Below are 23,457 nucleotides of genomic sequence, written 5' to 3' on the forward strand. Positions count from 1 at the left end.
GGCCAACGATGTCGCCTTCAAGAGTGTGCGTTTCGGGATCCGATAACCCATGTTTCAACTCCTCAGTTATGCCTCATACTTATAGAGGGCTGCGCGGTTGAACGGGTCGATCTTGAGATCGGCAATGGCGCGGCGTGCTTCGCCACGCCAGCCGCTGGCCGCTTCGCAGCGGCTGTCGATCAGCATCGAGGCCCGTGTGGTAGCGTCGTAAGGCTTCCATTCCGGCATACGGGTGTTGTTGGGATTGCCGGTCCGCGCGAAGCTCAAGAACGCCGACATCATGTTCATCGCCGCTTCCATTGCATGATCGCCCGGTCCGGTCATCTCGCCGGCCTCGTTCACCGTGCCGAAGGCGAAGGGGATATCGACTGCGTGCGGTGAACCGAGCACGCCGCCCTCCCAGGGAATCGTCCAGGTGAAGTTGTACATGTAGACTGGTGCCTGGCCAGCCGCTCCCGACTTCATCTCGGCTGCGGCTGCGGCTGCGGCTGCGGCGGTGAGCGGACGGCGGAACTGGACGTCGGACGCAACGGCAACGAGGATCTCCGACGGGGTCATGTCGGGCGCATCCTTGCGGTAGCTGGCCATAATCGTGTCGATCTTGGAGTCATTGATCTTGAACACAGAGCGCATGCGGCTCCGCATCTGTTCTTCGGTGAGTTTGAAATTGCGCATATCGCTCTGGAAAAACAGACTGGCTTCGGTCTTCGTGCTGCCCAGCAGCAATGGTACGCTGGCATGCATCGCCAGGCCCTCTGGCGCCATCGGCCGGGTGACGATGTGCTTGCCGTCGATCACCGGCCGGACGCCTTCAAACGATGAGGCTACGGCACGGTTGCGGGCATCGAGGACGGTCTGCATCGGGATCTGCTGTATCACTGCGAGGTTCTTCGGGTCGACCCCGAGCTCCTTGACGAAGGCATTTGCATAGGGCTGCATGTCCGCCGCAGGAGCCACATTGAGGCCGGCTGCCCCACTCATGCTGATGGCGCGATGGAACAGGCCCTTCGCCTTCGGCATGGCCAGCAGGATCATGATCTTCGATCCACCCCCGGATTGGCCAAAGACGATTACGCTGCCCGGGTCGCCGCCAAAAACAGCGATGTTGTCGCTTACCCATTCCAAGGCAGCAACGATATCGAGGTTGCCGGCATTGGCGGCGTCGCCGAAGTTGATGGGATCGAGATGAGAAAGGTTGGTGTATCCGAAGGCGTTGAGGCGGCGGTTGATCGTCACCACGACAACGTCGCCGTAACGGGCGAGATTGCTGCCGTTCGGTCGCCTGCGCGTAACCCGTCACGAAGCAGAGCAGCACTGCAATTCCCAGGCACTTCATGTGCTACCTCTTTCAGAAGATGACGTTGCCGGTCACTTGACGGCCGCGCATTCGCGAATAGTGCGAAATGTGTCGAGCGCTTTCGGGATGGAGCCGCATGGCATACCGAGAACGGTGGAGCATCTGCATCAGGCGCCAAGACTGTCTTCACGGATGCAGTTTCACTCGGAGATTGGACTCTGACGGATCAGGGCGGGCAAACATATTCCATCGACCGGCCTGTCCTCCGGACTTCGAAATCTTGGTATCGCAATAATTACAGGTACGACCAGCGAGCTCCCCGGCTGGCATGAAATATGCTTGTCATAAAGCTTGTTGCACCGTTCGACGAGGGGAAGGCCGATCATGACGCGACAGGCGAATGGTATGATGGATGTGCGTCTGATGCGCACGCTCCTGACCCTGCTGACGGAATGCAGCGTTTCGAAAACCGCCGATATCCTGGGCCAGGCGCAGCCGACAGTGAGCCTGACGTTGAAACGGCTGCGGGAAATGCTGGACGATCCGCTTTTGGTCAGGTCCGGAGGCGCGCTAGTGCCAACAGAGCGAGGTCTCGCCCTGAAGGAGACGTTGCGCGATATCCTCGGCCAGATCAACGCGCACCTCTCTCCTGATGCCACTTTCGACCCGAACAGTGCGACGCGAAACTTCCGCATCATCGCAGATAATTGCCTCGGAGCCGTGTTTCTGCCGCAGCTCGTCGGCAAAATCGCACAAAAGGCACCCAATGTTCGCGTCGATGCGTCTCACATGCCGAGCTATGATGAACTCATCAGCCAGCTTGCGGACGGATCTATCGATGCGGTCATCGGCAACTGGCCGCATCCGCCGGAGTATTTGCGGATGTCGCCCCTACTGACCACCGATATCGTCTGTGTCGTACGTCCAAGCCATCGGCTGGCAAGTCAATGCGAGCCAATCACGATGGGTGAGTTCCTGAAAGAGAAGCATCTTTCTCCGACCTCAGATAAGCGAGCCCAACTTAGTCCGATCGACGGACGGCTGATCGAACTCGGCCTCAAGCGTAATATCGCCGTGTCGGTGCCCGAATATGCGATCACACCTTATGTACTGACGCAATCGGACATCGTCTTCACGACGGGGCGGATTTTTGCCGAGCAAATCGCTCAGGCTTTTCCACTCGTCGTTCTGGAGGCGCCGCGCGAACTTGGACAGATGCAGTTCTACATGCTCTGGCATGAATGCAAGCACCAGTCGCCTGACCATGTCTGGTTGCGACAGATGATCAAATCTGTTGCGGCCGACGTTCGCGCTTGTGATGCGACAGCGCCTGTACCGATCAAATTTCTCCCACTCCAGGCGTCAGCCTATAACTAAGGCTGTTGCGCCTGTTTGGTGACGTCGGCCTCGTGAAAAACTGGCAAAACGCAATATAGTCTATTTGAGTTGCGTAATAGGTTTTCGCGATGAAACAGCCCACACTGGTGCCGGTTTAACAGCAACCAGATGAGGGCATGATGGCAGGTTCAGGAATTACCCGGCGTGAAGCGCTTGCAGGGATCGCCGCTGGCGCGGCAGCAGGGATGTTCGGTTCATTGAGCAGTGCCCGAGCCGCCGTTTCCGAGATGGTATGGGCGACCTGGGATTCCAACGGGCATCCTGAATACATCGCCGCATTTGAAGCGCAGACCGGCGTCAAGGTTAAGCTGTCCTATCTTTCCAGCGAGGACGCGCAATTCGCGGCGCTGAAAACCGGCACGGCTTCCGACTGGGACATGATCAACCCGTCGCTGAATGGAAGCTGGCGCTACATCAAGGCGGGACTGCTCGAAGAAATCGACGTGGCCAAGATCGCCAACGCCGCCAAGATGTACGATGTCTTCAAGACGACGCCCAAGGTTCTGGATGCCTCGGGCAAGCAGTTCGCGGTTCCCTATCTCTGGGGTCTCAACCCGATCGTCTACCGCAAGGACAAGTTCGACAGCGAGCCTGACTACACGACACTGTTCAACGAGAAGTACAAGGGCCAGCTTGCGATGCGCGACTATGCGCTGGAATCCATCGCCATCGCCGGTCTGGTCGCCGGCGTGCCGCGCGACAAGGTCTTCGTCATGGAGACCAAGGAGCTGGCGGAAGCCAAAAAGCTGCTGGTCGCGCAGAAGCCGCTGTTGCGCACCTATTGGCAGACGATCGGCGATCTCACCAATCTGTTTGCCACGGGCGAGGTTTCCTGCGCATTTTCGTGGCGGGTTCCCTATGATGCACTGAAGGACAAGCTGGCGATGGGGATGGCCAAGCCGAAAGCGGGTATCATGGGCTGGTGCGACTGCTTTGCCATGCCGGCGACGCTGTCTGCTGAAAAGAGCGAGATCGGATACAAGTTCATCGATTATCTGCTCGGGGCGGAATTCGCGACCCAGATCGCTAAAATCGGCAACTATGCGACCACATCCTCGATCATCCGCGACGAATTGTCGAAAGAGCAGCAGGAGGCGATCTTCATCGACGACATGGATGTGATGAAGTCGTTCATGTGGCCGGTCGCTCCGGAGAATTATTCCGAGTGGCTGAAGATCTGGAATGAAGTCAAGGCAAGCTGATCATGGTGAATACGCCTGACAGGGCGCCAGATCTCTCCGGATCGGGATTGTTGCTATCCGCCCGTGGCCTGACCAAGAACTATGGTGGGCAGCGCGTGGTCGATGGCATCGATCTCGATATTCCGGAAAGGGCGTTCACGACCTTCCTTGGTCCTTCCGGCTGCGGCAAAACGACAATTCTGCGGATGATTGCTGGCTTCGAAACGCCGGACGCGGGATCGATCGTGCTCGACGGCCGGTCGCTGTCCGGGGTTCCGCCGGAGCGCCGGCCGGTCAATACGGTGTTCCAGAGCTACGCCTTGTTTCCGCACCTGACGGTGTTCGACAACGTTGCATTCTCGCTGACCCTGCGTCGCCAGAGCAATGTCGATGTAGCAGCCCGCGTAAAAAGGGCTCTGGATGCCGTGCATATGACCGAGTTCGGCGACCGATATCCCCACCAGCTCTCGGGTGGCCAGCAGCAGCGGATTGCGGTGGCGCGCGCTATCATCGCCGAGCCGCATCTCCTTCTGCTGGACGAACCCCTTTCCGCGTTGGACAAAAAGATGCGCGGGCATTTGCAAATCGAACTGAAGGATTTGCAGCGACGTCTCGGTATCGCCTTCGTCTACGTCACCCACGATCAGGAGGAGGCCTTTGCGCTCTCCGACATCGTCGTCGTCATGAACAAGGGACGCATCGTTCAAAAGGCTGCGCCGCTGACAATCTATGCCCGCCCTGCCAACGCTTTCGTTGCTGACTTCATCGGAGCCGCGACCCTCATTCCAGGCGAAATCATCGATGGCGATGGGGCCACCGGATTGGCTGCGATCAATACGGCCGTCGGTATCGTGCAATGCCCGGCAGTGGAGGGATTGGCGAAAGGAGATAAGGCGGTACTCGCCATTCGGCCGGAACATGTCCGTATTGGCACGGACGGCCTGAGCGCGACGATCCGGCATGTGGTGTTCAAAGGGGATCGTTACCTTGTCGAGGCCGAAGTTAACGGCTTCATCTTGCAGTTCCTAGCGGATAATCCGCTGACGCCTGGAACGAATATGGGGCTTGTTGTCGATCGGGAACGCGCCTTTATCACGAGGATCGACTGATGGTTCCGGTTTTTCACCGGGCACAGCTCGCGGTGCCCGTCGCATGTATTTTGATCCTGGGGTGCATTTTACCGCTTACTGTGCTCATGGTTTTCAGCGTCTTCGAGGTGGATCTCGATGCGTTCACGCTCGTTCCGGCTTTTTCCGGACAGAGCTGGGTTCAGATGTTCACCAATCCGGTTTTCGCCTTTCTGATAGGTAAGGCGGTCGTCTCCGGCGCGGGCACGGCGGTGCTGGCAGCATTTGTTGGATACCCGATCGCCGTTTCGATGACGCGCCTTCCCGTTCTCTGGAAGGGGGTCGGCAGCATCGTCCTTCTGACGCCGCTCTATACCGGCGAGATCGTCCGGATTTATGCCTGGCGGGTCGTTCTCGGCTCCGAAGGCCTGATTAACGCAGCTTTGGAATGGTTTGGCGTGATCGATGAGCCTTTGAAATTTCTGTTGTTTTCGCCGTTCACGACGCATCTCGTGCTTCTCTACAACAATTTGCCATTCATGGTGCTGGCAATCTGGATATCGGCTGAACTGATTGACAAACAGTTGATCGAAGCCGCACGGGATCTCGGGGCTCGCCCGATAGATACGTTCGTCAAGGTCATCTTGCCTTTGACGACGCCCGGACTGGCTGTCGGCATCTTCACGGTCTTTGCGCTCGCCGCCGGCGACATGATGACGCCGAGCCTTCTAGGCGGGACGTCGGGCGCGACCCCGATGGCTATGATCGACAACCTGTTCGGGACCGCGTTCGACTGGCCGCTGGCCTCCGCACTGTCCCTCAGCCTTCTTGTTGTTCTGTTCGCCTTTGCCACCGGGTTTGTGACCATCCTTCTTCGGTTTGATGGTGCGCGGGCGGTCCTTCAACGGGGGACACGATGAGCCGCCTAGTCGTTTTCACGCTCGGTCTTGCTGTGTGTTTTTTCTATCTGCCAATCGTGGTTCTCGGAATTTTTTCCTTCAACGCCGCGAGCACGATGGCTTTCCCGCTAAGCGGTTTCACCCTCTCCTGGTATGCCGATCTTTTCGGAAACGAAGCGTTTCTGGGCGGCTTCATCACCAGTTTTCTGATTGCGCAGCCCGTCGGCTTGCTGGGCGCGCTGATCGGAATGATGGCAGCGTTAGCCGTAACGTCGCCACGCATGAAGTTGCGGGCCGCATTCGCCATACTCGTTCTCGTTCCCTTTCTGGTGCCGAAGACGGTGCTTTCCATTGCGCAGGCCATGCTCATGAGTTGGGTGGGACTGGGACGCGGGGCAACGGCGCTCATCCTGGCGCAGACCTTGGTCGTCATTCCCTTCACCACAACCATCCTTGCCGCCGTGATGGTCCGGCTCGACCCTCGGCTTGAGGAAGCGGCACGGGATCTCGGCGCCACCCCATGGCAGAGTTTCCGGCGTGTTCTGCTGCCGCAGTTGAGCGTCGCCCTGAGTGCCGCCTATTCCATCGGGGTTATCCTGTCGCTGGCCGATCTCACCATATCCATGTTCTTGGCCGGCCGCACGCAGCCCCTGTCGCTGATCGTCGCGTCGGAATTCCGGCGCGAGCTGAAGCCCGACCTCAATGCCATGCAGGTGTCCGTCCTCGTGTTGACGGCCTTGATTGTGGCGCTGACCGAAATCAATCGCCGACGCCGCCTGCGCGGACGGTTGGCCCATGTACGAGATGACCTATGATGATTGCCCCGATCGACACACCACGCATGACGCTTGACGACCTGAAGCATGCAGCGCTTGCCGATCTTGCGGTGCTCGGCTATCCGAGCGCTCCGTGGCTCGGTGATCTGCCCAGACAAGACGCGGCTGATATCGCCGATGCGATCATTGTCGGCGGCGGCCAGTCCGGCGTCACGATCGCTGCCGCCCTGAAGTGGGACGGACTGCGTCGTGTCCGTGTTCTGGACAGCGGTGCGCCGGGTGCCGAGGGGCCATGGCTGACCTTTGCGCGCATGGAAGAATTGCGGACCCCAAAAACCCAGGTCGGCAACGAATTCAACGTCGTCAACCTGTCTGTCCGCCGCTGGTTTGAAACACGCTACGGGCAGCAGGCCTGGACCGATCTTTCCCGTATTCCACGAACGGACTGGAAGGCCTATCTCGACTGGTATGCCGACGTCTTCGAGATCGCCATCACCAATCATTGCGAGGTCGTGGACGTCTCCCCGGATGGCGACCTGATCGCCGTTACCACGATTATTGGCGGCAAAATTGAAAAATCCCTGGCGCGCACCGTGGTGCTTGCCACCGGCTACGATGGCGCAGGCGCATGGCGTGTTCCGCCTTTCGTCTCTGCCGCGCTCGCGCCCGAAAAATTCGATCACACGAACGGCCCGGTCGATTTCGACGCGTTGAAGGGATTGCGCGTCGGCGTACTCGGCCATGGTGCCTCTGCGTTCGACAATGCGATCAAGGCGCTGGAAGCCGGTGCTGCATCCGTCGATCTCTGCTTTCGCCGTGCGCGCCTGCCGCGCACCAATCCTCACCGCGCGGTCGAAACGCCCGGCATGATGACGCATTATCCTGACCTCTCCGAGACCACACGCTGGGATATCGCCCGGTTCTTTCGCAGTGCCGATCAGCCGCCGCCGGTTCGCAGTTTCGAAACTGCGACGCGCCTTGAAAATTTCACGCTTCGTCCCGCAACACCATGGCTGGAGGTCTCTCAACAGCCTGATTCGATCCGTGTCACGACCCCCGACGGCGTTCTGGAGTTCGATCACCTCCTTCTTGCGACAGGCATGGATGTCGATCTGACCGTCAGGCCCGAACTTAAAACCATTCATAACAAGGTTGCCCTTTGGGGCGAGCGCTACACGCCGCAGGACGGCAGCGCGGATGCCCGGCTTGCACGGTTTCCCTACCTCGATAGCTTCTATGGATTCATCCCAAAAGATCCGGATGAGACGTGGGTTAGCCGGGTGTTTGCCTTCAACAGCAGCAGCTTCGTCAGTCACGGTCCGCACTCCACCTCGATCAGCGGGCACAAGCATGCCGTGCCACGGCTCGTGCGCGGTGTCCTGCGCCGGCTGCTGCTTGATCGGGAAGCGGTCATCCTGTCGGAACTCAAGTCCTATGTCTCACCGGATCTGCCGATCCCCGACGATTTCGAGATGCTCCTGGCCGAAGCCAATCGGCAATCGGTAAGCTCGCCCGAGACCGGCAAGTCGGCCATTCGGGGTGGCGCATGACGCATTCCTTTTACTGGGCCGATTATTCGACCACCGATTTTGCGTGCCGCGATCTAAGCGAGACCGTCGTCATCCTGCCGATCGCGGCTGTCGAGCAGCATGGGCCTCATCTTCCCGTGCAGGTAGACGCGGCGATCAATGCGGCCATCCTCGATCGGATGGTGCCCCTGCTTGACACTAATACGGACGTCCTCATCCTGCCGGCGCTTAGCGTCGGCAAGTCGGATGAGCACCTGGCCTATCCGGGAACGCTGACCATATCTGCGCAAACTCTGCGGCTTATATGGCTCGATATTGCCAGAAGCGTGAAGCGGGCCGGTGCCCGCAAGATGATCCTGTTCAATTCGCATGGCGGGCAAATCTCGCTGATGGAGATGACCTGCCGTGATATCCGTGTCGAACTCGATATGCTCGCGGTCGCCTGCTCCTGGTTTCGGATTGCGCCGGTCGACGATCTGTTTTCGTCCGCGGAGATCGTTCACGGCATTCACGGCGGAGATATCGAAACCAGCATGATGCTGGCCATCGCGCCGCAACTGGTTGCCATGGACAAGGCCGAAAATTTCGTGCCGCTGACCGTCGAAATCGAGCAGTCCGGCAGCCCGTTGACCGCGGAAGGCGCGGTCGGCTTCGGTTGGCAGGCGCAGGATCTTCATCCCGCAGGCGTCAGCGGAAATGCCGCCAATGCCGATGCCGTCAAAGGCGCGCTGGTGCTTGACCGGGCCGCCACGGGGTTGATGCGCCTGATCGAGGCGACGCACAATTTCGACATGAACAGACTCACTTCTGAAACCCGCTTTTCGACCAGGAGATAACCATGCTGGCACTCCGCGACATCGAAACTCTTCGGATGCGCATGGCGGACGGTGTCCATCTGGCGGCAGACGTCTATCGTCCCGTTGGTCGGGAGCGCTATCCCGTTCTGGTCATGCGCCTGCCCTACGGGCGAAAGGTCGCCTCGACGGTCGTTCTTGCCCATCCCGCATGGTATGCAGCGCACGGTTATGTCGTTCTGGTGCAGGATGTTCGCGGCCGGGGAGATTCTGAAGGGGGCTTCAGGATTCTCGAAGACGATGTCGCAGACGGCGCGCAGACGCTTTCACTGGCGGCCGATCTTGCCGGTGGCAACGGTATGGTGGCAAGCTATGGCTTCAGCTACCACGGCATGAATCAGTTCCTGGCCCTTGCCGGCGCTCGAAAATACGGCGGGAAGGTGCCCGATGCGATGGCAATCGCCATGGCGGCGTTCGATGTGCGCAACCACTGGGCCTTCGAGGGCGACGGGTTCCGGCTGCAGTCCAATCAGATGTGGGCGTGCCAGATGGCCGTCGAAAATGCCCGGCTGGCCGGCGATCTCGATGCCGCCCATATGTTGCATGCCGCTTTGCCTTCTCTGCATTCCGGCGCGATTTCGGCACGGCCGGAGGTTCTGGAGCAGGCATCGCGATACACCCATTACCATGACTGGCTGGCCGACGATCCGTCCTATTGGCGGGCAAGATCGCCGCAATCGCTGCTTGAGGGCGTGACGCTCGACGTTCCCGTCCTGCATGTCGGCGGATGGAACGACATTATGCTTGATGGCACCTTCGCTGCCTTTAAGGCATTTTCCGCGGGCGGCAATCTGCAGCGGCTCTCCATCGGACCATGGTCGCATATCCCCTGGGGCCGACGGGTCGGGGCACTGGATGCCGGAGCTGGCGCGGCAGACGGTATCGACCGCGAGATCATTGCATTTTTCGACGAGGCTCTTAAGGGCTGCGAAAATCCTTACCCGAAGATCCGGCTCTTTGATGTGGTCAAAAAGACATGGGCCGGGTTCGAAAGCCTGCCGACAGCCGAGACGCTGGTGCTTCATCTAGCATCGGACGGCCGGGCGGCCGCGACGAGCATCGATGGAACGCTTGCGGAGGAGCCGGGGCTTGCGAGTGCCGATTATCTCGTCCACGATCCATGGCGGCCGACCCCGAGCGTCGGGCTGCATCTCGGCACGCCTCCTGATTTCACCGACCGGGCGGCGATCGACGACAGGGCCGATGTGCTTGTCTACACCTCCGATCCACTCGACCGGCCGCTCCTTTTGATCGGAGCCACAAAAGTAGACCTCTTCGTTACCGCCGACAGGCCGAGTTTCGACCTGGATTGCACCTTGAGCACGCTCGTCCCCAACGGAACGGCTATCAGCGTGACGTCGGGACATAAAACCGTAAAGGCGGACGGCGGAGGATCGCCAGTTTCCGTCACCCTGCGGCCTATGCATATGACGGTGCCGGCGGGGCATTGCCTGCGTCTGTCCGTACAGGCGGCGTCGTTCCCCGCTTTTCCCGTCAATCCAGGCACCGGGGCGCGGCCCCAGGACTCAGCCGTAACGGATCGGCTGGTCACGACCCTCGTGCTCCGGTCAGGCGATGGCTACCCTTCCGCCCTGCGATTGCCCGTGATGGAGCCCCATGGCGTAGAGGAGAACGGACATGAGCATTGATCACGAAAGCCTTCTCAGATTGACCTTCGAGATTGCGCACCGGTCGAAAGCGCATGGCAATATGCCCTTCGACGCGCTGCTGGCCAGTCCTGGCGGTGAAATTCTCCTTGAGGAAGAAAACGGATACTTTCCCGACCTCGATGCAACGGCCCATCCAGAGCGCCTGCTGGCGACGCGTGCCTCGAAGCTCTATCGCGAGCCGTTTCTGGCGGAGCGTACGCTGTACAGCTCGGCGGAATCCTGCGCCATTTACTGGATTGGTATCGGCAGGGTCGTTTATGGCCCTTCCGAACATCGGCTGAAGGCCATGACAGGGGATCACCCGGACAACCCGACAATGGATCTGCCATGCCGCATGTGTTTTCGGCGGGCCAGAAAAGCATCGAGGTCATCGGGCCCTTGATTGAGACGGAAGCCGAGGCTGTTCACCGGGACGCCTGGCAACCAACCGTGTGAATGCAAGCGGGCATTCCGTTCTCAACAAGGTCAGACATGAGCCGCCGGTTTCAAGGAGGATTTAGATCCATGGTTCCAAAAGAAAGCACCTCGGAAGAGCTGGAAACTCTGCTGGCCGACATGCCGGCATGGGGTTCAGAATTTTCGCGTACATTCGCCAACCACGCGCCCATGGTCCTCGTCGCGTTGGACCGGATCGGCGGTGGGCCGACTCAGCTTCGGCGGTTCTTCCATCACTACAGGGACGCCAAGCAACTTCTGCCCTTCGCCAAGCCACTGAAGCGCTTGGATGGCAAAAGCTGGAAGGCCGCCATCGGAATGCGTGAGCGCGAACCCGATCTGCGCGTTTTTTTTGCCGACGAGGTGACGCGGCTCGGGATACATGATGCTCTGGAGCTTTATCTTCCCGATCTCGCAGACGGCATTGCCGCGAGTGCCTTTCACGCTCTGATGCGAGCAGCCTACGGGGTGCTTCGCGCCGACGAGACCGATGTCGCCATTGCGCTCGCCTACTGGGCCGCCACCTATCTGCCGCTTCCGGAGTCGCGGAGAACGTCACCGATTACGCGCGACCCGGCCAAAGTCTTGGCCCTGACCGCTGCGATCAAGCCATTGCATGGCATGAAACTTCACGACCTTCTCTGGCAGAACATGCGCGATGCCGGCAACGTGCCTGAATTTGCGCCCGTCGTCGATTGGCTCGACATTGGGCCGGATACGATGGAAAAGATGGCGGCGACTGCGCTCGCCATATTTGCCGCGACCCAGCATTTCGCCGCCTTGCACATCATCACAGGGCTGCACTGGATCCGTCTCCTTGAGCCGTATTGCGATGAGGCGACCCTCCATCGGATATTGCGGGTGTTCTGGCAGGGGATCGCCGCGCTGATGGGCGAGCTCGGGTTTCCCGAGATGCCGCACACAGCAGTGGTCGATCGCTGGCGTCATATTCAGGTGCCGGATTGGCCCGCGATGCATGCGATCGCAGCGCAAAGCTACGACGAGCACGATATCAGCCTCGCCTTCTCCGCCAGCGAGGAAATGAAAATTTATGGAGATCCACTCTATCGCGTCGTGGTCGCGCGCCGCCTCGGACTGATCGGAGACTACACGAAATGAGCCTGGAAGCGCCAATAACAGGTGACTGCATTATTGAAGCCGGGACCGTGCTGTGCGGACTTTCGGCCGATGGCACCATGTCCATGCGCCACGATGTCGGCATCCGCGTCGCTGCCGGCATGATTGCGCAGATCGGGCCGCTTGCCGCCGTTGGCTATGGCAACGATCATCTTGCCCGCTTCGGATCTCCCGACATGGTCGCCATGCCGGGGCTGGTCAACAGCCACCACCATTTCGGGATCACGCCCCTGATGCAGGGTGTGCCCTTCGCGCCTCTGGAATTATGGCTGCCGCAGTTCCGGGCGATGCGGCAGATCGATGTCCGGCTCGATACGCTCTATTCAGCGATCGAGATGTTGGAAAGCGGAACGACGATGGTGCAGCATATCAACAGCGGATTTGCGGGCGCACCGGAGACCTGGATGGTGACGGCAAACGCTACGCTGGAGGCCTATAGCGAGATAGGCATGCGAGCCGGATTTTCCTTCATGATCCGCGACCGCAATATCCTGACCTATGACGAAGACGCTAAGGTGCTGGCCGCCCTTCCAGAAGCCGTTCGCAGCTGGATTGCTCCCAAACTCGACGCGTCGAACATCCCCATCGCAGACCTTATGGCGTTTTACCGAGCGCTTAGGGAAAGCTGGCTCGATGCACGGCCGGATCATGTGCGCATCAATCTTGCCCCCGCTAATCTGCACTGGTGCACTGACGAATGCCTCCAGGCGATTTTCGAGACGGCGAGGGAGACCGACGCGCAAGTCCATATGCATCTTATGGAAACCGAACGGCAATCGCGCTTTGCCCAGAATAAATTTGGCCATAGCGCGGTCCAGCATTTGAAGGCACTTGGATGCCTCGGGCCAAACGTCACCCTCGGGCACGGCAACTGGATGAACCGCGAGGATCTCGACACCTTGGCCGATTGCGGCTGCAATATATGCCACAATGCCTCATCCGGCCTGCGACTCGGCAGCGGCATTGCCCCCGTCAACGAGATGCGCCGTCGTGGCATAGCGATGGCGCTCGGCATAGACCAGTCGAACATCGCCGACGATCGCGACATGACGCTCGAAATGAAGCTGGTCTGGGCACTACACCGCGAAACTGGTCTGTGGAATGACCGTCCCGATGCCGGCGCCGTGCTGCAGATGGCGACGGAATATGGCGCCAGAACCATCGGCTTCGGCGGCTTTACCGGTCGGCTAGAACAAGGTCACCAGGCCGATATCGTGCTGATGGACCGCCGCAAGATTGGACGACCGCATGTGAACTCCCGGACGTCCGTGGCGGAGAGCGTTCTGCACCGCGGCGGACGGCATGCCATCACGCAGGTGTTTGTCGGCGGCCGACTCGTCGTCAATGACGGAAAGGTTGTCACGATCGACAGGGATGCGGTTCTTGCGGAAATCGGCGAGCGGCTGGAACGGCCCGACACGCAAGGTGAAAGGGAAGCCTGGAGTATGATCGGTGTCCTTCTTCCCCATATTGAGGCGTATCACCGGAAGTTCACACCGACAGCGGGATATCGCCCCTATCGTTATAACGCGATGGCGGACGACGAGTAGAGGCGACCTTGTGCATAAAGGCAGATTCTCGGAGAATATACAGAGGCCTCGAGAAGGCTCAGCGCATCGCCAAGAATACAACTTGCCCTGTCCTGCATATGGCATGATACCGTTCCGTATGCGTCCGGCGAATGGGGCTTATGATTTCGTCTCGTCTGCCATAATGCGCTCAATCTTTTCCGGATCGTATTGCTCGTCGATGACGAACTGTCTAACACCGCCGCACTAGGTACGGATGTTGGCGACGCAACGTTGCCGTTATTGGTCGATCGCTTGAGCGATGGCAGGTGGCCGTTGCTATCGACTACTGCATGCCAAATTAATAGGCACTGATCCCAGCATCCGTCGCCTTGAAGGGTTTCGAACACGCGTTCGATTTCAGACATCAGCGCGTAAGCCACTACTCAGCAATGTGGTTCAGCTGTCGGCGTCATAGGAAGCTCAGTAAAAAGGTCACCCACGTCAGGAAGTCTTCTTATTCGCTCGGAAGGAGTTATGAAGCACACCCTCCATCATGTTCAAAAGGCTTTTGAGTTCCGGCTCCCGCACCAGAGCTGCTGCCTCGTATGGCGGATGCCAGGCGATCGAACGCTGGCCCTTTTCTGGAAATTCAGCATAAACGCCCGTTACATCGAGAAGATGGACTTGCACAAGCGATGGCACCCTTTCGCCGGAATCCAGCGACTTGAGATAGGTGTAGTAACCAAAAGGCTTCTTCTTGGCCTTTCCCCTGATGCCCGCCTCCTCCCAGGCCTCCTGCTCAGCGACCTGATGGGCCAGCTTTCTGTCCATCGGCCATCCCTTGGGTATGACCCATCTGCCGCTGTCGCGTGAGGTGATCAGCAGGACTTCAATGTCGTCGCCTGATGGCTGCCTCCTATAGCAGAGCGCAGCATACTGCTCGATCGTTCGCCCGCTGAAAAGCTTCGTGGCCTCGCTCGCCAATTGTCCCAGATATGTCTTGCTCTTCTTCCCAGACATTGGTTCCCATGACATCGATTATGCAGGTTCCTCATCCCGCGTGGCGATAATTCGTCCTATATCGGCAGGCAAGGGTCACCCTCCCCGCACCGAGCCACGCCAGACCAAATCAGCATGCAGTTTCAGCGATTGGCCGTCGGGCGCATTCTTTCGCCCTTCCACCAGCCATGTGACGGCCTCACGCGCGATTGTGCCGACCGGCTGCGCAAATGTCGTCAAATGGTATGACGTCCACGATGCCTGCTCGATGTCGTCGAAGCCGACGATACAGAGCTGATCCGGGATCGACAAAGAAAACTGGTGGCGCGCTGCGTCCATGAACCCGCATGCGAGCAGATCGGTCGCGCAAAACACCGCATCGGGCCTTTCCTTCCTGGTCAGCATCCGCTGTGCAACAATCTTGCCGGCCTCATATCCAGTCCAGCCATATCGCTCTACGATCACGTCCAGTCCGTGCTCCCTGGCCGCGGCGATGAAGCCTTGTTCCCGCGCCATCAGGCTCGGCGTTCCCGCTTCCGAATTTGCGAATGCGAGCCGGGTGCAGCCGGCGCGCAGGAAGGCAGACACAACACGACCCGCCGCGTCGCGATCATCGAGATTGATGCGCAGAGGCCCCGGCTGATCATCATCCCGATTGATCAGAACGAGCCGTTGGCCGTTTCGCAAGCAGAGTTGGGTGATGGATTTGTCCGGCAAGCCGGACAGGATAATCGAGGCATCGGCCCGATATCGTATGGCCTGGCGCAGCGCCCGGTCGACACTCCCGTCGGAACGATCGGTATTGATCAACATGGCCACCTTGCCGGCAGCCTGCAAGTGCTGTGTCAGCTCTCGCAGCAATGCGGAGCGATAAGGCGTGGCGACCTCCGATACGATGAGGCTGACAATGCCGCTTTCATTGCGCATCAAACCACGGGCAAGATGGTTGACATGATAGCCGAGTTCTTCGGCCGCCTCCATGACTCGACGTCTCGTCGCCTCGGAGACACTCGCTCCCGGCGTGAAGGTGCGGGAAACGGCCGAACGCGAAACGCCCGCTTTCCTGGCGACCTCATCGGCGCTCACAAAGACCTTATCTGACACAACCTGCCCTCAACATCCGATCGCATTTGCGCATGATTTGCAATCGTGTGCAAGTTTTGTGAAGCAACATATGTGACAGTTTTATGACATTAGTGGTTGACACGGATAACTAGCTCATGCAGCATTTGCACACGCTTGCAAAAGCGGATGGCGTGGAGGCGTCGTCGTCACCAGGAGGACACTATGCGATCAATTAAATTGGCTGCGGCATTGCTTGCCGCGGGGGTATCTTTTGCTGCCTATTCCGCTCATGCCGCAGGCGATCTCAACGTCATCTGCTCGGCTGATCCCGAGGTCTGCGATCTGATGAAGGGATTGTTCGAGAAACAGTCCGACATCAAGGTCAACATGGTCCGGCTCTCGGCGGGCGAAACCTACGCCAAGATCCGCGCCGAGGCGCGCAACCCGAAGACGGATATCTGGTGGGCCGGTACAGGCGATCCTCATCTGCAGGCCGCGACCGAAGGCCTGACCCAGGAATATAAATCCCCACTCTTCGACCAGCTTCAGGATTGGGCGAAGAAGCAGGCCGAAAGCGCAAATTACCGGACGGTCGGCGTCTACGCCGGCGCGCTCGGCTGGGGCTACAATACCGCGATCTTGCAGAAGAAGGGCCTGAAGGAGCCGAAGTGCTGGGCCGATCTGCTCGACCCTTCCTACAAGGGAGAGATCCAGATCGCAAATCCGAACTCCTCGGGTACGTCCTACAACACACTGGCGACGCTGGTGCAGATCATGGGCGAAGACAAGGCCTTCGATTATCTGTCGAAACTCAACGCCAACATCTCGCAATACACCAAATCGGGGTCGGCACCGGTGAAGGCCGCCGCGCGCGGTGAGGCCACGATCGGCGTCGTCTTCATGCATGACGCCGTCGCACAGACGGTCGAAGGTTTCCCGATCAAGGCTGTCGCGCCTTGTGAAGGCACCGGCTACGAGATCGGCTCGATGTCGATCGTCAAGGGCGCCAGAAACCTTGAGAACGCCAAGAAATGGTACGACTGGGCGCTCAGCGCCGATGCACAGTCGCACATGAAGGATGCGAAATCCTACCAGCTACCTTCGAACAAATCGGCGGAGATCCCGAAGGAGGCGCCGAAGTTCGAGGACATCAAGCTCATCGACTACGATTTCAAGAAGTATGGCGACCCCATGGTTCGCAAGGCTCTTCTTGGACGTTGGGACAAGGAAATCGGCGCAAAGGCGAATTGACGCCCTGTTTCGACCATTTGCGCGGCCGGAGCGAAACTCCTCCGGCCGGCGTCAATTCCAACAGACATAGAACGGGACGCGGAATCCAACCATGATCAAAAGCAATCGCCGGCTGGATATCGTGCTTCTCCTCGGCATAGCCGCCCCGATACTACTCCCATGGTATCGGATAGAAGGCAGCTTCTTCGGCTTTGGCTGGCTTTCCAGCTTTCCGGGCGATCCCTCCACAGCGCCCGGACTATTGGAAATCGCCCAGCACGGCCGATGGTGGCTCGCGGCAGCCGTCGTGCTGCTTCTGCTTGGCGGCGTCGCGCGCTTCCTTTCCAATCCACTGCACCGCGGTGCGCTGCTTGCCTGGGCGGGAGGCCTTGGTATTTTCTTTCTGACGCTGCAGGGCCTGGCAATCGTCGCCTCCGGCTGGAGCTGGACGATCAGTGAAACGCTGTTCGGCGCCCTTGCGGATGGGCAGCCGCCGATGGGCGCGGGCGCCGTCCTCACCGGCGTCGTCTTCGTCCTGCTGTTCTCCTTTGGCCTTGCCGAACGCGGCGTCATGAAGGGCGATGCCTTCGTCGTCAGCGCGATTGCCATGCTGATCATCCTGGTCGCGATCTTCGTTTTCTACCCGGTCGGCAGCATGTTCGTTGGCGCCTTCCAGGCTTTCGATGGATCGTTCAACCCGGATGGCTTCATTACCAACATTCAGGATCCCTCGGTATGGAGCTTGAGTTGCCTCGTTGGCGGTGACCGCTGCGGCGTCGCCTGGCGTACGCTCTGGCTCGCGATCATGACGGCCAGCGGCGCAACCCTGCTGGGTCTTTGCTTTGCGTTGGTTGCGACGCGGACCCGTTTTCCGTTCAAGAAGGGGCTGCGGCTCCTGACGATCCTTCCCATCATCACGCCGCCCTTCGTTGTCGGCCTTGCCCTCACCTTGCTTTTCGGACGTGCCGGTGTCGTCACGCAAACCCTCGCCTCTGTCTTCGGAACGGAGCCTGGCCGTTGGCTCTACGGCCTGACCGGCATCTGGATTGCCCAGGTCCTGTCCTTCACTCCGATCTCCTTCCTTGTCCTGATCGGCGTCGTAGAGGGTGTCAGCCCATCCATGGAGGAGGCATCGCAAACACTCAGGGCCGATCGCTGGCGCACGTTCTGGCGCATTTCCCTGCCCTTGATGAAGCCCGGCCTCGCAAACGCCTTCCTGATCGCCTTCATCGAGAGCATGGCCGACTTCGGCAATCCCATGGTCCTTGGCGGCAGCCATGGCGTGCTGTCGACGGAGATATTCTTTGCCGTCGTCGGCTCGCAGAACGATCCGTCGCGGGCAGCCGTCCTGGCCATGATCCTGCTGTTCTTCACCATGTCGGCCTTCATTGCCCAACGTTTCTGGCTGGCGGGCAAGAGCTTCGCAACTGTCACCGGCAAGGGTGATTCCGGTGCCCATATCGCCCTGCCCCGCGGCCTGTCCGTCGCAGTCCATGCGATCGTCATCCCCTGGATGCTCTTCACCATCATCGTCTACACGATGATCCTCTTCGGCGGGTTCGTGCGGACCTGGGGTCTGGATAACAGCTTGACGATCCAGCATTACGTCAAGGCATTCTCGATCGGCTGGCGTGATGACGGCGGTCTCGCCTGGACAGGCGTTGCCTGGAATTCCTTCTGGACGACAATGGAAATCGCCTTGATCTCCGCGCCGCTGACGGCAGCCGTTGGCCTGCTCACCGCCTATCTGATCGTCCGCCAGAAATTCGTCGGCCGCAATCTTTTCGAGTTTGCGCTGATGATGAGCTTTGCCATCCCCGGCACCGTTATCGGCATCAGCTACATCATGGCCTTCAATCTGCCGCCGCTGGAGATGACGGGAACGGCGCTGATCCTGGTTGCCTGCTTCGTCTTTCGGAACATGCCCGTCGGCGTGCGCGGTGGCGTCGCGGCCATGAGCCAGCTCGACAAAAGCCTGGATGAAGCATCGCTGACGCTTGGCGCGGACAGTTTCCGGACGATCCGGAAGGTGATCCTACCGTTGTTGCGACCGGCGATCACCGCTGCGCTGGTCTATTCATTCGTGCGGGCAATTACCTCGATCAGCGCGGTCATCTTCCTGGTCAGCGCGCAATACAACATGTCGACCGCTTATATCGTGGGCCTTGTCGAAAACGGCGAATACGGCGTTGCCATCGCCTACTCCTCCGCGCTCATCGTCGTGATGATCGCCATTATCGCAAGCTTCCAGCTTCTGGTCGGCGAGCGGCGTCTGCGGCGCGAGAACCGCGTCGCGACCACAGCGACCGCCGTATCGTCCGCACCTATCCGTCAGGAGAAAACCGCATGAACATGAACTCCCCCGGTTCCGTTGTCTTTGAGAACGTCGCCAAGACCTTCGGGGCATTCACCGCCATACCGGACCTGTCCCTGACCATCGAGCCGGGTACTCTCGTGACGCTGCTTGGTCCTTCGGGTTGCGGCAAGACGACGACGCTACGCATGCTCGCAGGCCTCGAACATCCCTCCGCCGGCCGCATCCTGATCGGCGGCAAGGACGTGACGATGTTGCCGGCCAACGAGCGCGATGTGTCGATGGTCTTTCAGTCCTACGCGCTCTTTCCGCATATGACGGCGTTGGACAATGTCGCCTACGGGCTGGAATCCTCGGGCATCAAGCGCAAGGAGGCGCGCGAGCGGGCCGAAGACGGGCTCAAGCTCGTGGGCCTTGCCGGAATGGGGCAGCGCCTTCCTGCCGAGCTATCCGGCGGCCAGCAGCAGCGCGTCGCGGTCGCCCGCGCGCTTGTGCTGGAACCGCAAGTGCTGCTTCTCGACGAGCCGCTCTCCAACCTTGACGCCCGCCTGCGCCGGCGTGTCCGCACCGAAATCCGCGAGTTGCAGCAACGCCTCGGCTTCACCGCAGTCTACGTTACCCATGATCAGGACGAGGCTCTCGCCGTTTCCGATCGCATCATCATCATGAAGGAAGGCAAGGTTGCCCAGCAAGGCACACCGCGGGAGCTGTATGACGCGCCGGCATCCGCCTTCATCGCGGATTTCATGGGTGAGGCCAATGTCGTGCCCTGCGACATCATCGGCATCGAAGACGGCCGCGCCACCATCAATATCGAGGGCCTCGAGCATCGCGTGCCCGGCCGCAATCTCCGCACGGGTCCGGCGCAACTGGCGATCCGCCCCAATGCCGTAACCTTGGCTCCCTACGCACCGGAAAGCTCGTTTAACGGCCGGATCACCCACGCCGCCTATCTCGGCGATCATGTGGAATATGAAGTCAAAATCAGCGGCGGCACGCTGTTCGTCGTCGATCCCGCGGTGGAAACGCCGTTTGAGCCTTCGACCGAAGTTGCAATCCGCTTCAAGGATCGCGGGATCGCCATCATCGGTGGTTGAGAGCCGCCATTTCTAAAGAGGAACTTGCATGACAGAGCATGTTGTCGCCGGCCTGAAAGCGCGTCTTGCGCGGGCGGAAGAGGTTGGACGCGAAGCGGGAGCGCTAGCGATCGATTATTTCAACCGCCGCGAAACGCTGATCATCGAAACCAAACGTGACCTGCAGGATGTGGTGTCGATCGCCGACCGGGATGTCGAAAACCTCATTCGCAGCCGGTTTCACGAGACCTATCCCAACGACGGCATTCTGGGCGAGGAATATGGGCTGGAGACCGGTACGTCCGGCTTCACCTGGGTCATCGATCCCATCGATGGCACAAGCCCCTTCGTCAATGGCATGCCAAACTGGTGCGTTTCCATCGCATTGCTGCATGACGGTGTCCCCGTCATTGGCGTCATATCCGCGCCGTGCCACAATGAACTCTATGCCGCAGCCCTCGGCATGGGCGCGACCCTGAACGGCAAGAGGCTGACGCTGGACGCCGCTCGCAACATTCGCAATGCAGTGACAGGCATTGGCGCCAACAACTACGTCACACCTGCCTTTGTTGGGAAAATGGTCGAAAATTTGCTGGAAGCGGGCGGCAACTTCATCCGCAACGGGTCTGGCGCCCTGATGCTGGCCTATGTCGCCGCCGGCCGTCTCGTCGGCTACTACGAACCCTATATGCATGCCTGGGATTGCATGGCCGGATATTGCCTCGTGAAGGAGGCCGGCGGCTGGTACCACCCCTTCCCAACCGAAGGCGAAAGATTGACCAAGGGATCGGCCGTTCTGGCCGCAGCACCCGGCGCGATCGATGATCTGCGCCGGATTGCCGGTCTGTGAAAACTATCATCGATAGAGAATTGCGTGTGCGAAGTTTGAGTTGACCGTTTTCAATGGCGAGGCGACACTCGCAATCGGCAGCAAGGTAGGAGGAAAAACGATGGACGAGCCAGACCGCTGGCGCCACATGGCAAGCGCGCCGAGAGATGGCAGTCGAATCCTCGTCACGATCCGCCCGTCCGAACAAGGGCCGGCAGGAGTTGACCTTGCATATTGGTCGAATGGCGATCAGTTTGGCGTAGAAGGCTGGCGTGCCGCTGACTCTTCGCCGGGCTGCATCATCGAATATGCCGAGCCTGAATTGAAGTGCTGGATGCCCATGCCCTCGGCCAATCTCACTCGGACTTCGATGCCCTCCCCCTGGCAGGGCGACGACGCCCAGCAGCTCGACGGGTCAGGGATTTAAGAAATCGCTTCGCCAAGTTGCGAAGATTCGATATGCGGCCGACAGCAGAATTCAGTTGAGCAACTCGCTGAAGCCGGCCTGTTGAATTCTATGCGAAACTTGCCCCGTTTGCCATTTCACATAGCCCGCAACTGGGTTCAGAATAGTGAAGCACTTCATAGGCCTGTCTCCGACTAGCAGGGTCAGCGCCAAGCGGAAAGACGAGTCAAATCACGGTGGAGTTCAACAGCCTCAGGTCTTGGTGAGTGCGTTCATTGTGTTTCCGAACTAGTGCCAGAGTTGGTGCCGACACATTGCTATCAGCGATTGGCCGAGGCCTCCATATCGTTCTTTCGGGGCGGTGCAATACGTCAGCTGCGCCCCGCGCCCGGGCGGACGGCCTGGACGTGCTGGTTCGCCGTTGAGCCGGGCAAAAATACAGCCAGCGATCAATGCCGGACCTCGCCTAAAGAAGCGCCAACCCCATCCTGGCGATACTCATCGTGACGACGACGGGCCAGGGTGGCGCTTTCCAAACGGTGAGCAACAGGAACCCGGTCGTGGCCAAAGCAAAGTCGTAGGGCCGCATGACTGCACTCGTCCAAACCGGACTATAGAGGGCAGCCGCCCAGAATGGCAGTGCACCAAGCAGCCGCTAAGAAAAACCGCAACAAGTGCTATTCCCGCACCAGCTAATCCATTTGGTTCAGGCCCCACGACCGCCCCGAGATAAGCGGCGAAAGTGAACAGCGGGCCTGGCATTGCCTGGGTAATCCCATAGCCGGCCAGGAAAGCATCGACGCTGACCCAGCCGGGATCGACGACTTCCGCCTGCAGCAAAGGCAGGACAACGTGGCCACCGCCGAAGACAAGCGCGCCAGAGCGGTAAAACGCGTCGAACAGCGAGGTGCCCGGTAATCCTGAGGACGCAACAAGCGGTAAAAGCGCAAGCAGGGCGAAAAATGCGACGAGGCTCATAACGCCGACCCACCGCGGCACTCTGAATGCAAGTTCGCTTGTGCCGACAGTCTCACCGCTTCGACAGAACATCAAGCCGGACGGCCCCCGCCGAGGACGATCGCCGCGACCTGCCCAATGGCGTTGGATACGAAGATTACGGTCAGCATCGCCGCCAGAGCGATAGCGGCTCGTTGCCGGTCCGGCGTCAGGCTACGTGCCATACCCCAGACCGCCTGAGCGACGACAGCGACGGCTACGATCTTGAGACCATTGAGCAAGCCTGCGCCGACCGGCCCAATGAATGCTGTGGCCGTCATGGCTAAGACGACCAGCAGAAAGGCAGAGGGAAGCGTGAATGCCGTCCAGGCCGCGAGCGCCCCCAGAGGTCCTGCTCGCAGAAGGCCCAGAGCAAACCCAACCTGGCGGGAAGCTGGACCTGGCAGGAACTGACAGAGAGCAACCAGATCAGCATATCCGGCCTCGTCGATCCATTTCCGACGTGTGACCAACTCGTCGCGGAAGTATCCCAAATGCGCGATCGGGACCCCAAAAGACGTGACGTCAAGCTTCAGGAAGGCAAAAAAGGCCTCACTAGCGGTCCCTTGTGGTTGCCCAGCAACAAGATCAAGGGTTGTCTCAGTCGCGGGCTTCACAACAGTTCCTTTCATAGTTCGCGCCCTCATCAAATCTTGCTGTTATCCTGACCTTGCGTGACACTTTCATGAAGGCGGCGTCAACGTTAGGCCCCGCTCTCTGGTTCACCGATGCGATCCGCCTTAGAGAGACGTAAACCTATTAGTATCTGCGATCTGAACAGCTTGAGG

17 protein-coding genes and 3 pseudogenes are annotated in these 23,457 nt (G+C 59.5%); 16 read left to right on the forward strand and 4 right to left on the reverse strand.

Annotated elements, in window-relative coordinates; genetic code table 11:
• Positions 1 to 66: 66 nt before the first annotated feature.
• Positions 67 to 1,263 (reverse strand): annotated as a pseudogene (locus EX00_RS01055) (carboxylesterase family protein); the annotation flags it as partial.
• Positions 1,264 to 1,681: 418 nt separating this feature from the next.
• Here EX00_RS01055 and EX00_RS01060 point away from each other — a divergent pair.
• The 11 genes and pseudogenes from EX00_RS01060 to EX00_RS01110 all read left to right on the forward strand — a co-directional run bounded on the left by EX00_RS01060 (position 1,682) and on the right by EX00_RS01110 (position 13,793).
• Positions 1,682 to 2,674, forward strand: a complete 993-nt coding sequence (locus EX00_RS01060; protein ID WP_052210615.1) for a LysR family transcriptional regulator — start codon at positions 1,682 to 1,684, stop codon at positions 2,672 to 2,674.
• 137 nt (positions 2,675 to 2,811) lie between these two features.
• Positions 2,812 to 3,897, forward strand: a complete 1,086-nt coding sequence (locus tag EX00_RS01065) for an ABC transporter substrate-binding protein (protein ID WP_234708943.1) — start codon at positions 2,812 to 2,814, stop codon at positions 3,895 to 3,897.
• Between the two features lie 2 nt (positions 3,898 to 3,899).
• On the forward strand, positions 3,900 to 4,985 hold the full coding sequence (locus tag EX00_RS01070; protein WP_047453239.1) for an ABC transporter ATP-binding protein: 1,086 nt from the start codon (positions 3,900 to 3,902) through the stop codon (positions 4,983 to 4,985).
• Entirely contained in the window at positions 4,985 to 5,863 is an 879-nt protein-coding gene (locus EX00_RS01075) for an ABC transporter permease (protein WP_047453241.1), read from the forward strand. Before EX00_RS01070 ends, EX00_RS01075 begins: the two co-directional genes overlap by 1 nt.
• A complete protein-coding gene (locus EX00_RS01080) occupies positions 5,860 to 6,657 on the forward strand; it encodes an ABC transporter permease (RefSeq protein ID WP_047453243.1) in 798 nt (265 codons plus the stop codon). Before EX00_RS01075 ends, EX00_RS01080 begins: the two co-directional genes overlap by 4 nt.
• Positions 6,654 to 8,168: an NAD(P)-binding domain-containing protein gene (locus tag EX00_RS01085; protein ID WP_047453244.1), complete on the forward strand. Its 1,515-nt coding sequence runs from the start codon at positions 6,654 to 6,656 to the stop codon at positions 8,166 to 8,168. The genes EX00_RS01080 and EX00_RS01085 overlap by 4 nt, the downstream gene beginning before the upstream one ends.
• Positions 8,165 to 8,983, forward strand: coding sequence for a creatininase family protein (locus EX00_RS01090; RefSeq protein ID WP_047453246.1), 819 nt, complete (start codon positions 8,165 to 8,167; stop codon positions 8,981 to 8,983). The genes EX00_RS01085 and EX00_RS01090 overlap by 4 nt, the downstream gene beginning before the upstream one ends.
• Positions 8,984 to 8,985: 2 nt before the next feature.
• Positions 8,986 to 10,650 (forward strand): CocE/NonD family hydrolase, encoded by a 1,665-nt coding sequence (locus EX00_RS01095; protein WP_047453248.1) that lies wholly within the window; start codon positions 8,986 to 8,988, stop codon positions 10,648 to 10,650.
• A pseudogene (locus EX00_RS01100) lies at positions 10,640 to 11,106 on the forward strand (tRNA-specific adenosine deaminase). Before EX00_RS01095 ends, EX00_RS01100 begins: the two are co-directional and overlap by 11 nt.
• A 69-nt stretch (positions 11,107 to 11,175) precedes the next feature.
• Positions 11,176 to 12,225, forward strand: a complete 1,050-nt coding sequence (locus tag EX00_RS01105; RefSeq protein ID WP_047453250.1) for a questin oxidase family protein — start codon at positions 11,176 to 11,178, stop codon at positions 12,223 to 12,225.
• Positions 12,222 to 13,793: an amidohydrolase family protein gene (locus tag EX00_RS01110; RefSeq protein WP_047453252.1), complete on the forward strand. Its 1,572-nt coding sequence runs from the start codon at positions 12,222 to 12,224 to the stop codon at positions 13,791 to 13,793. Before EX00_RS01105 ends, EX00_RS01110 begins: the two co-directional genes overlap by 4 nt.
• A 462-nt stretch (positions 13,794 to 14,255) precedes the next feature.
• Here the strand turns inward: EX00_RS01110 and EX00_RS01115 are convergent, their stop codons facing one another.
• Positions 14,256 to 14,774: an NUDIX hydrolase gene (locus tag EX00_RS01115; RefSeq protein WP_047453254.1), complete on the reverse strand. Its 519-nt coding sequence runs from the start codon at positions 14,772 to 14,774 to the stop codon at positions 14,256 to 14,258.
• Between the two features lie 75 nt (positions 14,775 to 14,849).
• Positions 14,850 to 15,857: a LacI family DNA-binding transcriptional regulator gene (locus EX00_RS01120; RefSeq protein ID WP_047453256.1), complete on the reverse strand. Its 1,008-nt coding sequence runs from the start codon at positions 15,855 to 15,857 to the stop codon at positions 14,850 to 14,852.
• A gap of 183 nt (positions 15,858 to 16,040) precedes the next feature.
• On the opposite strand from EX00_RS01120, the gene EX00_RS01125 reads away from it, so the two are divergent.
• The 5 genes from EX00_RS01125 (at position 16,041) to EX00_RS01145 (ending at position 21,694) form a co-directional block, all read left to right on the forward strand.
• On the forward strand, positions 16,041 to 17,069 hold the full coding sequence (locus tag EX00_RS01125; RefSeq protein ID WP_047453258.1) for an ABC transporter substrate-binding protein: 1,029 nt from the start codon (positions 16,041 to 16,043) through the stop codon (positions 17,067 to 17,069).
• A 91-nt stretch (positions 17,070 to 17,160) separates the two neighbouring features.
• A complete protein-coding gene (locus tag EX00_RS01130) occupies positions 17,161 to 19,398 on the forward strand; it encodes an ABC transporter permease (protein WP_047453259.1) in 2,238 nt (745 codons plus the stop codon).
• Positions 19,395 to 20,459, forward strand: coding sequence for an ABC transporter ATP-binding protein (locus tag EX00_RS01135; protein ID WP_047453261.1), 1,065 nt, complete (start codon positions 19,395 to 19,397; stop codon positions 20,457 to 20,459). Before EX00_RS01130 ends, EX00_RS01135 begins: the two co-directional genes overlap by 4 nt.
• Positions 20,460 to 20,487: 28 nt before the next feature.
• A complete protein-coding gene (locus tag EX00_RS01140; RefSeq protein ID WP_047453262.1) occupies positions 20,488 to 21,288 on the forward strand; it encodes an inositol monophosphatase family protein in 801 nt (266 codons plus the stop codon).
• Positions 21,289 to 21,388: 100 nt separating this feature from the next.
• A complete protein-coding gene (locus EX00_RS01145) occupies positions 21,389 to 21,694 on the forward strand; it encodes a hypothetical protein (RefSeq protein WP_047453264.1) in 306 nt (101 codons plus the stop codon).
• A 445-nt stretch (positions 21,695 to 22,139) separates the two neighbouring features.
• Here EX00_RS01145 and chrA read toward each other — a convergent pair.
• Positions 22,140 to 23,301: pseudogene (gene chrA, locus EX00_RS01150) on the reverse strand (chromate efflux transporter).
• Positions 23,302 to 23,457 lie beyond the last annotated feature (156 nt).

The sequence above is a fragment of the Martinezella rhizogenes genome (genome assembly GCF_000799715.1).
Taxonomy (GTDB): domain Bacteria; phylum Pseudomonadota; class Alphaproteobacteria; order Rhizobiales; family Rhizobiaceae; genus Rhizobium; species Rhizobium rhizogenes_C.

Excerpts from the sequence above, each read along its gene's own strand:
- EX00_RS01095 (WP_047453248.1), top strand. The coding sequence starts at position 8,986 with ATGCTGGCACTCCGCGACATCGAAACTCTTCGGATGCGCATGGCGGAC.
- EX00_RS01060 (WP_052210615.1), top strand. The coding sequence starts at position 1,682 with ATGACGCGACAGGCGAATGGTATGATGGATGTGCGTCTGATGCGCACG.
- EX00_RS01140 (WP_047453262.1), top strand. The coding sequence starts at position 20,488 with ATGACAGAGCATGTTGTCGCCGGCCTGAAAGCGCGTCTTGCGCGGGCG.
- EX00_RS01080 (WP_047453243.1), top strand. The coding sequence starts at position 5,860 with ATGAGCCGCCTAGTCGTTTTCACGCTCGGTCTTGCTGTGTGTTTTTTC.
- EX00_RS01065 (WP_234708943.1), top strand. The coding sequence starts at position 2,812 with ATGATGGCAGGTTCAGGAATTACCCGGCGTGAAGCGCTTGCAGGGATC.
- EX00_RS01085 (WP_047453244.1), top strand. The coding sequence starts at position 6,654 with ATGATGATTGCCCCGATCGACACACCACGCATGACGCTTGACGACCTG.
- EX00_RS01075 (WP_047453241.1), top strand. The coding sequence starts at position 4,985 with ATGGTTCCGGTTTTTCACCGGGCACAGCTCGCGGTGCCCGTCGCATGT.
- EX00_RS01105 (WP_047453250.1), top strand. The coding sequence starts at position 11,176 with ATGGTTCCAAAAGAAAGCACCTCGGAAGAGCTGGAAACTCTGCTGGCC.
- EX00_RS01110 (WP_047453252.1), top strand. The coding sequence starts at position 12,222 with ATGAGCCTGGAAGCGCCAATAACAGGTGACTGCATTATTGAAGCCGGG.
- EX00_RS01070 (WP_047453239.1), top strand. The coding sequence starts at position 3,900 with ATGGTGAATACGCCTGACAGGGCGCCAGATCTCTCCGGATCGGGATTG.
- EX00_RS01115 (WP_047453254.1), bottom strand. The coding sequence starts at position 14,774 with ATGTCTGGGAAGAAGAGCAAGACATATCTGGGACAATTGGCGAGCGAG.
- EX00_RS01090 (WP_047453246.1), top strand. The coding sequence starts at position 8,165 with ATGACGCATTCCTTTTACTGGGCCGATTATTCGACCACCGATTTTGCG.
- EX00_RS01130 (WP_047453259.1), top strand. The coding sequence starts at position 17,161 with ATGATCAAAAGCAATCGCCGGCTGGATATCGTGCTTCTCCTCGGCATA.
- EX00_RS01135 (WP_047453261.1), top strand. The coding sequence starts at position 19,395 with ATGAACATGAACTCCCCCGGTTCCGTTGTCTTTGAGAACGTCGCCAAG.
- EX00_RS01145 (WP_047453264.1), top strand. The coding sequence starts at position 21,389 with ATGGACGAGCCAGACCGCTGGCGCCACATGGCAAGCGCGCCGAGAGAT.
- EX00_RS01125 (WP_047453258.1), top strand. The coding sequence starts at position 16,041 with ATGCGATCAATTAAATTGGCTGCGGCATTGCTTGCCGCGGGGGTATCT.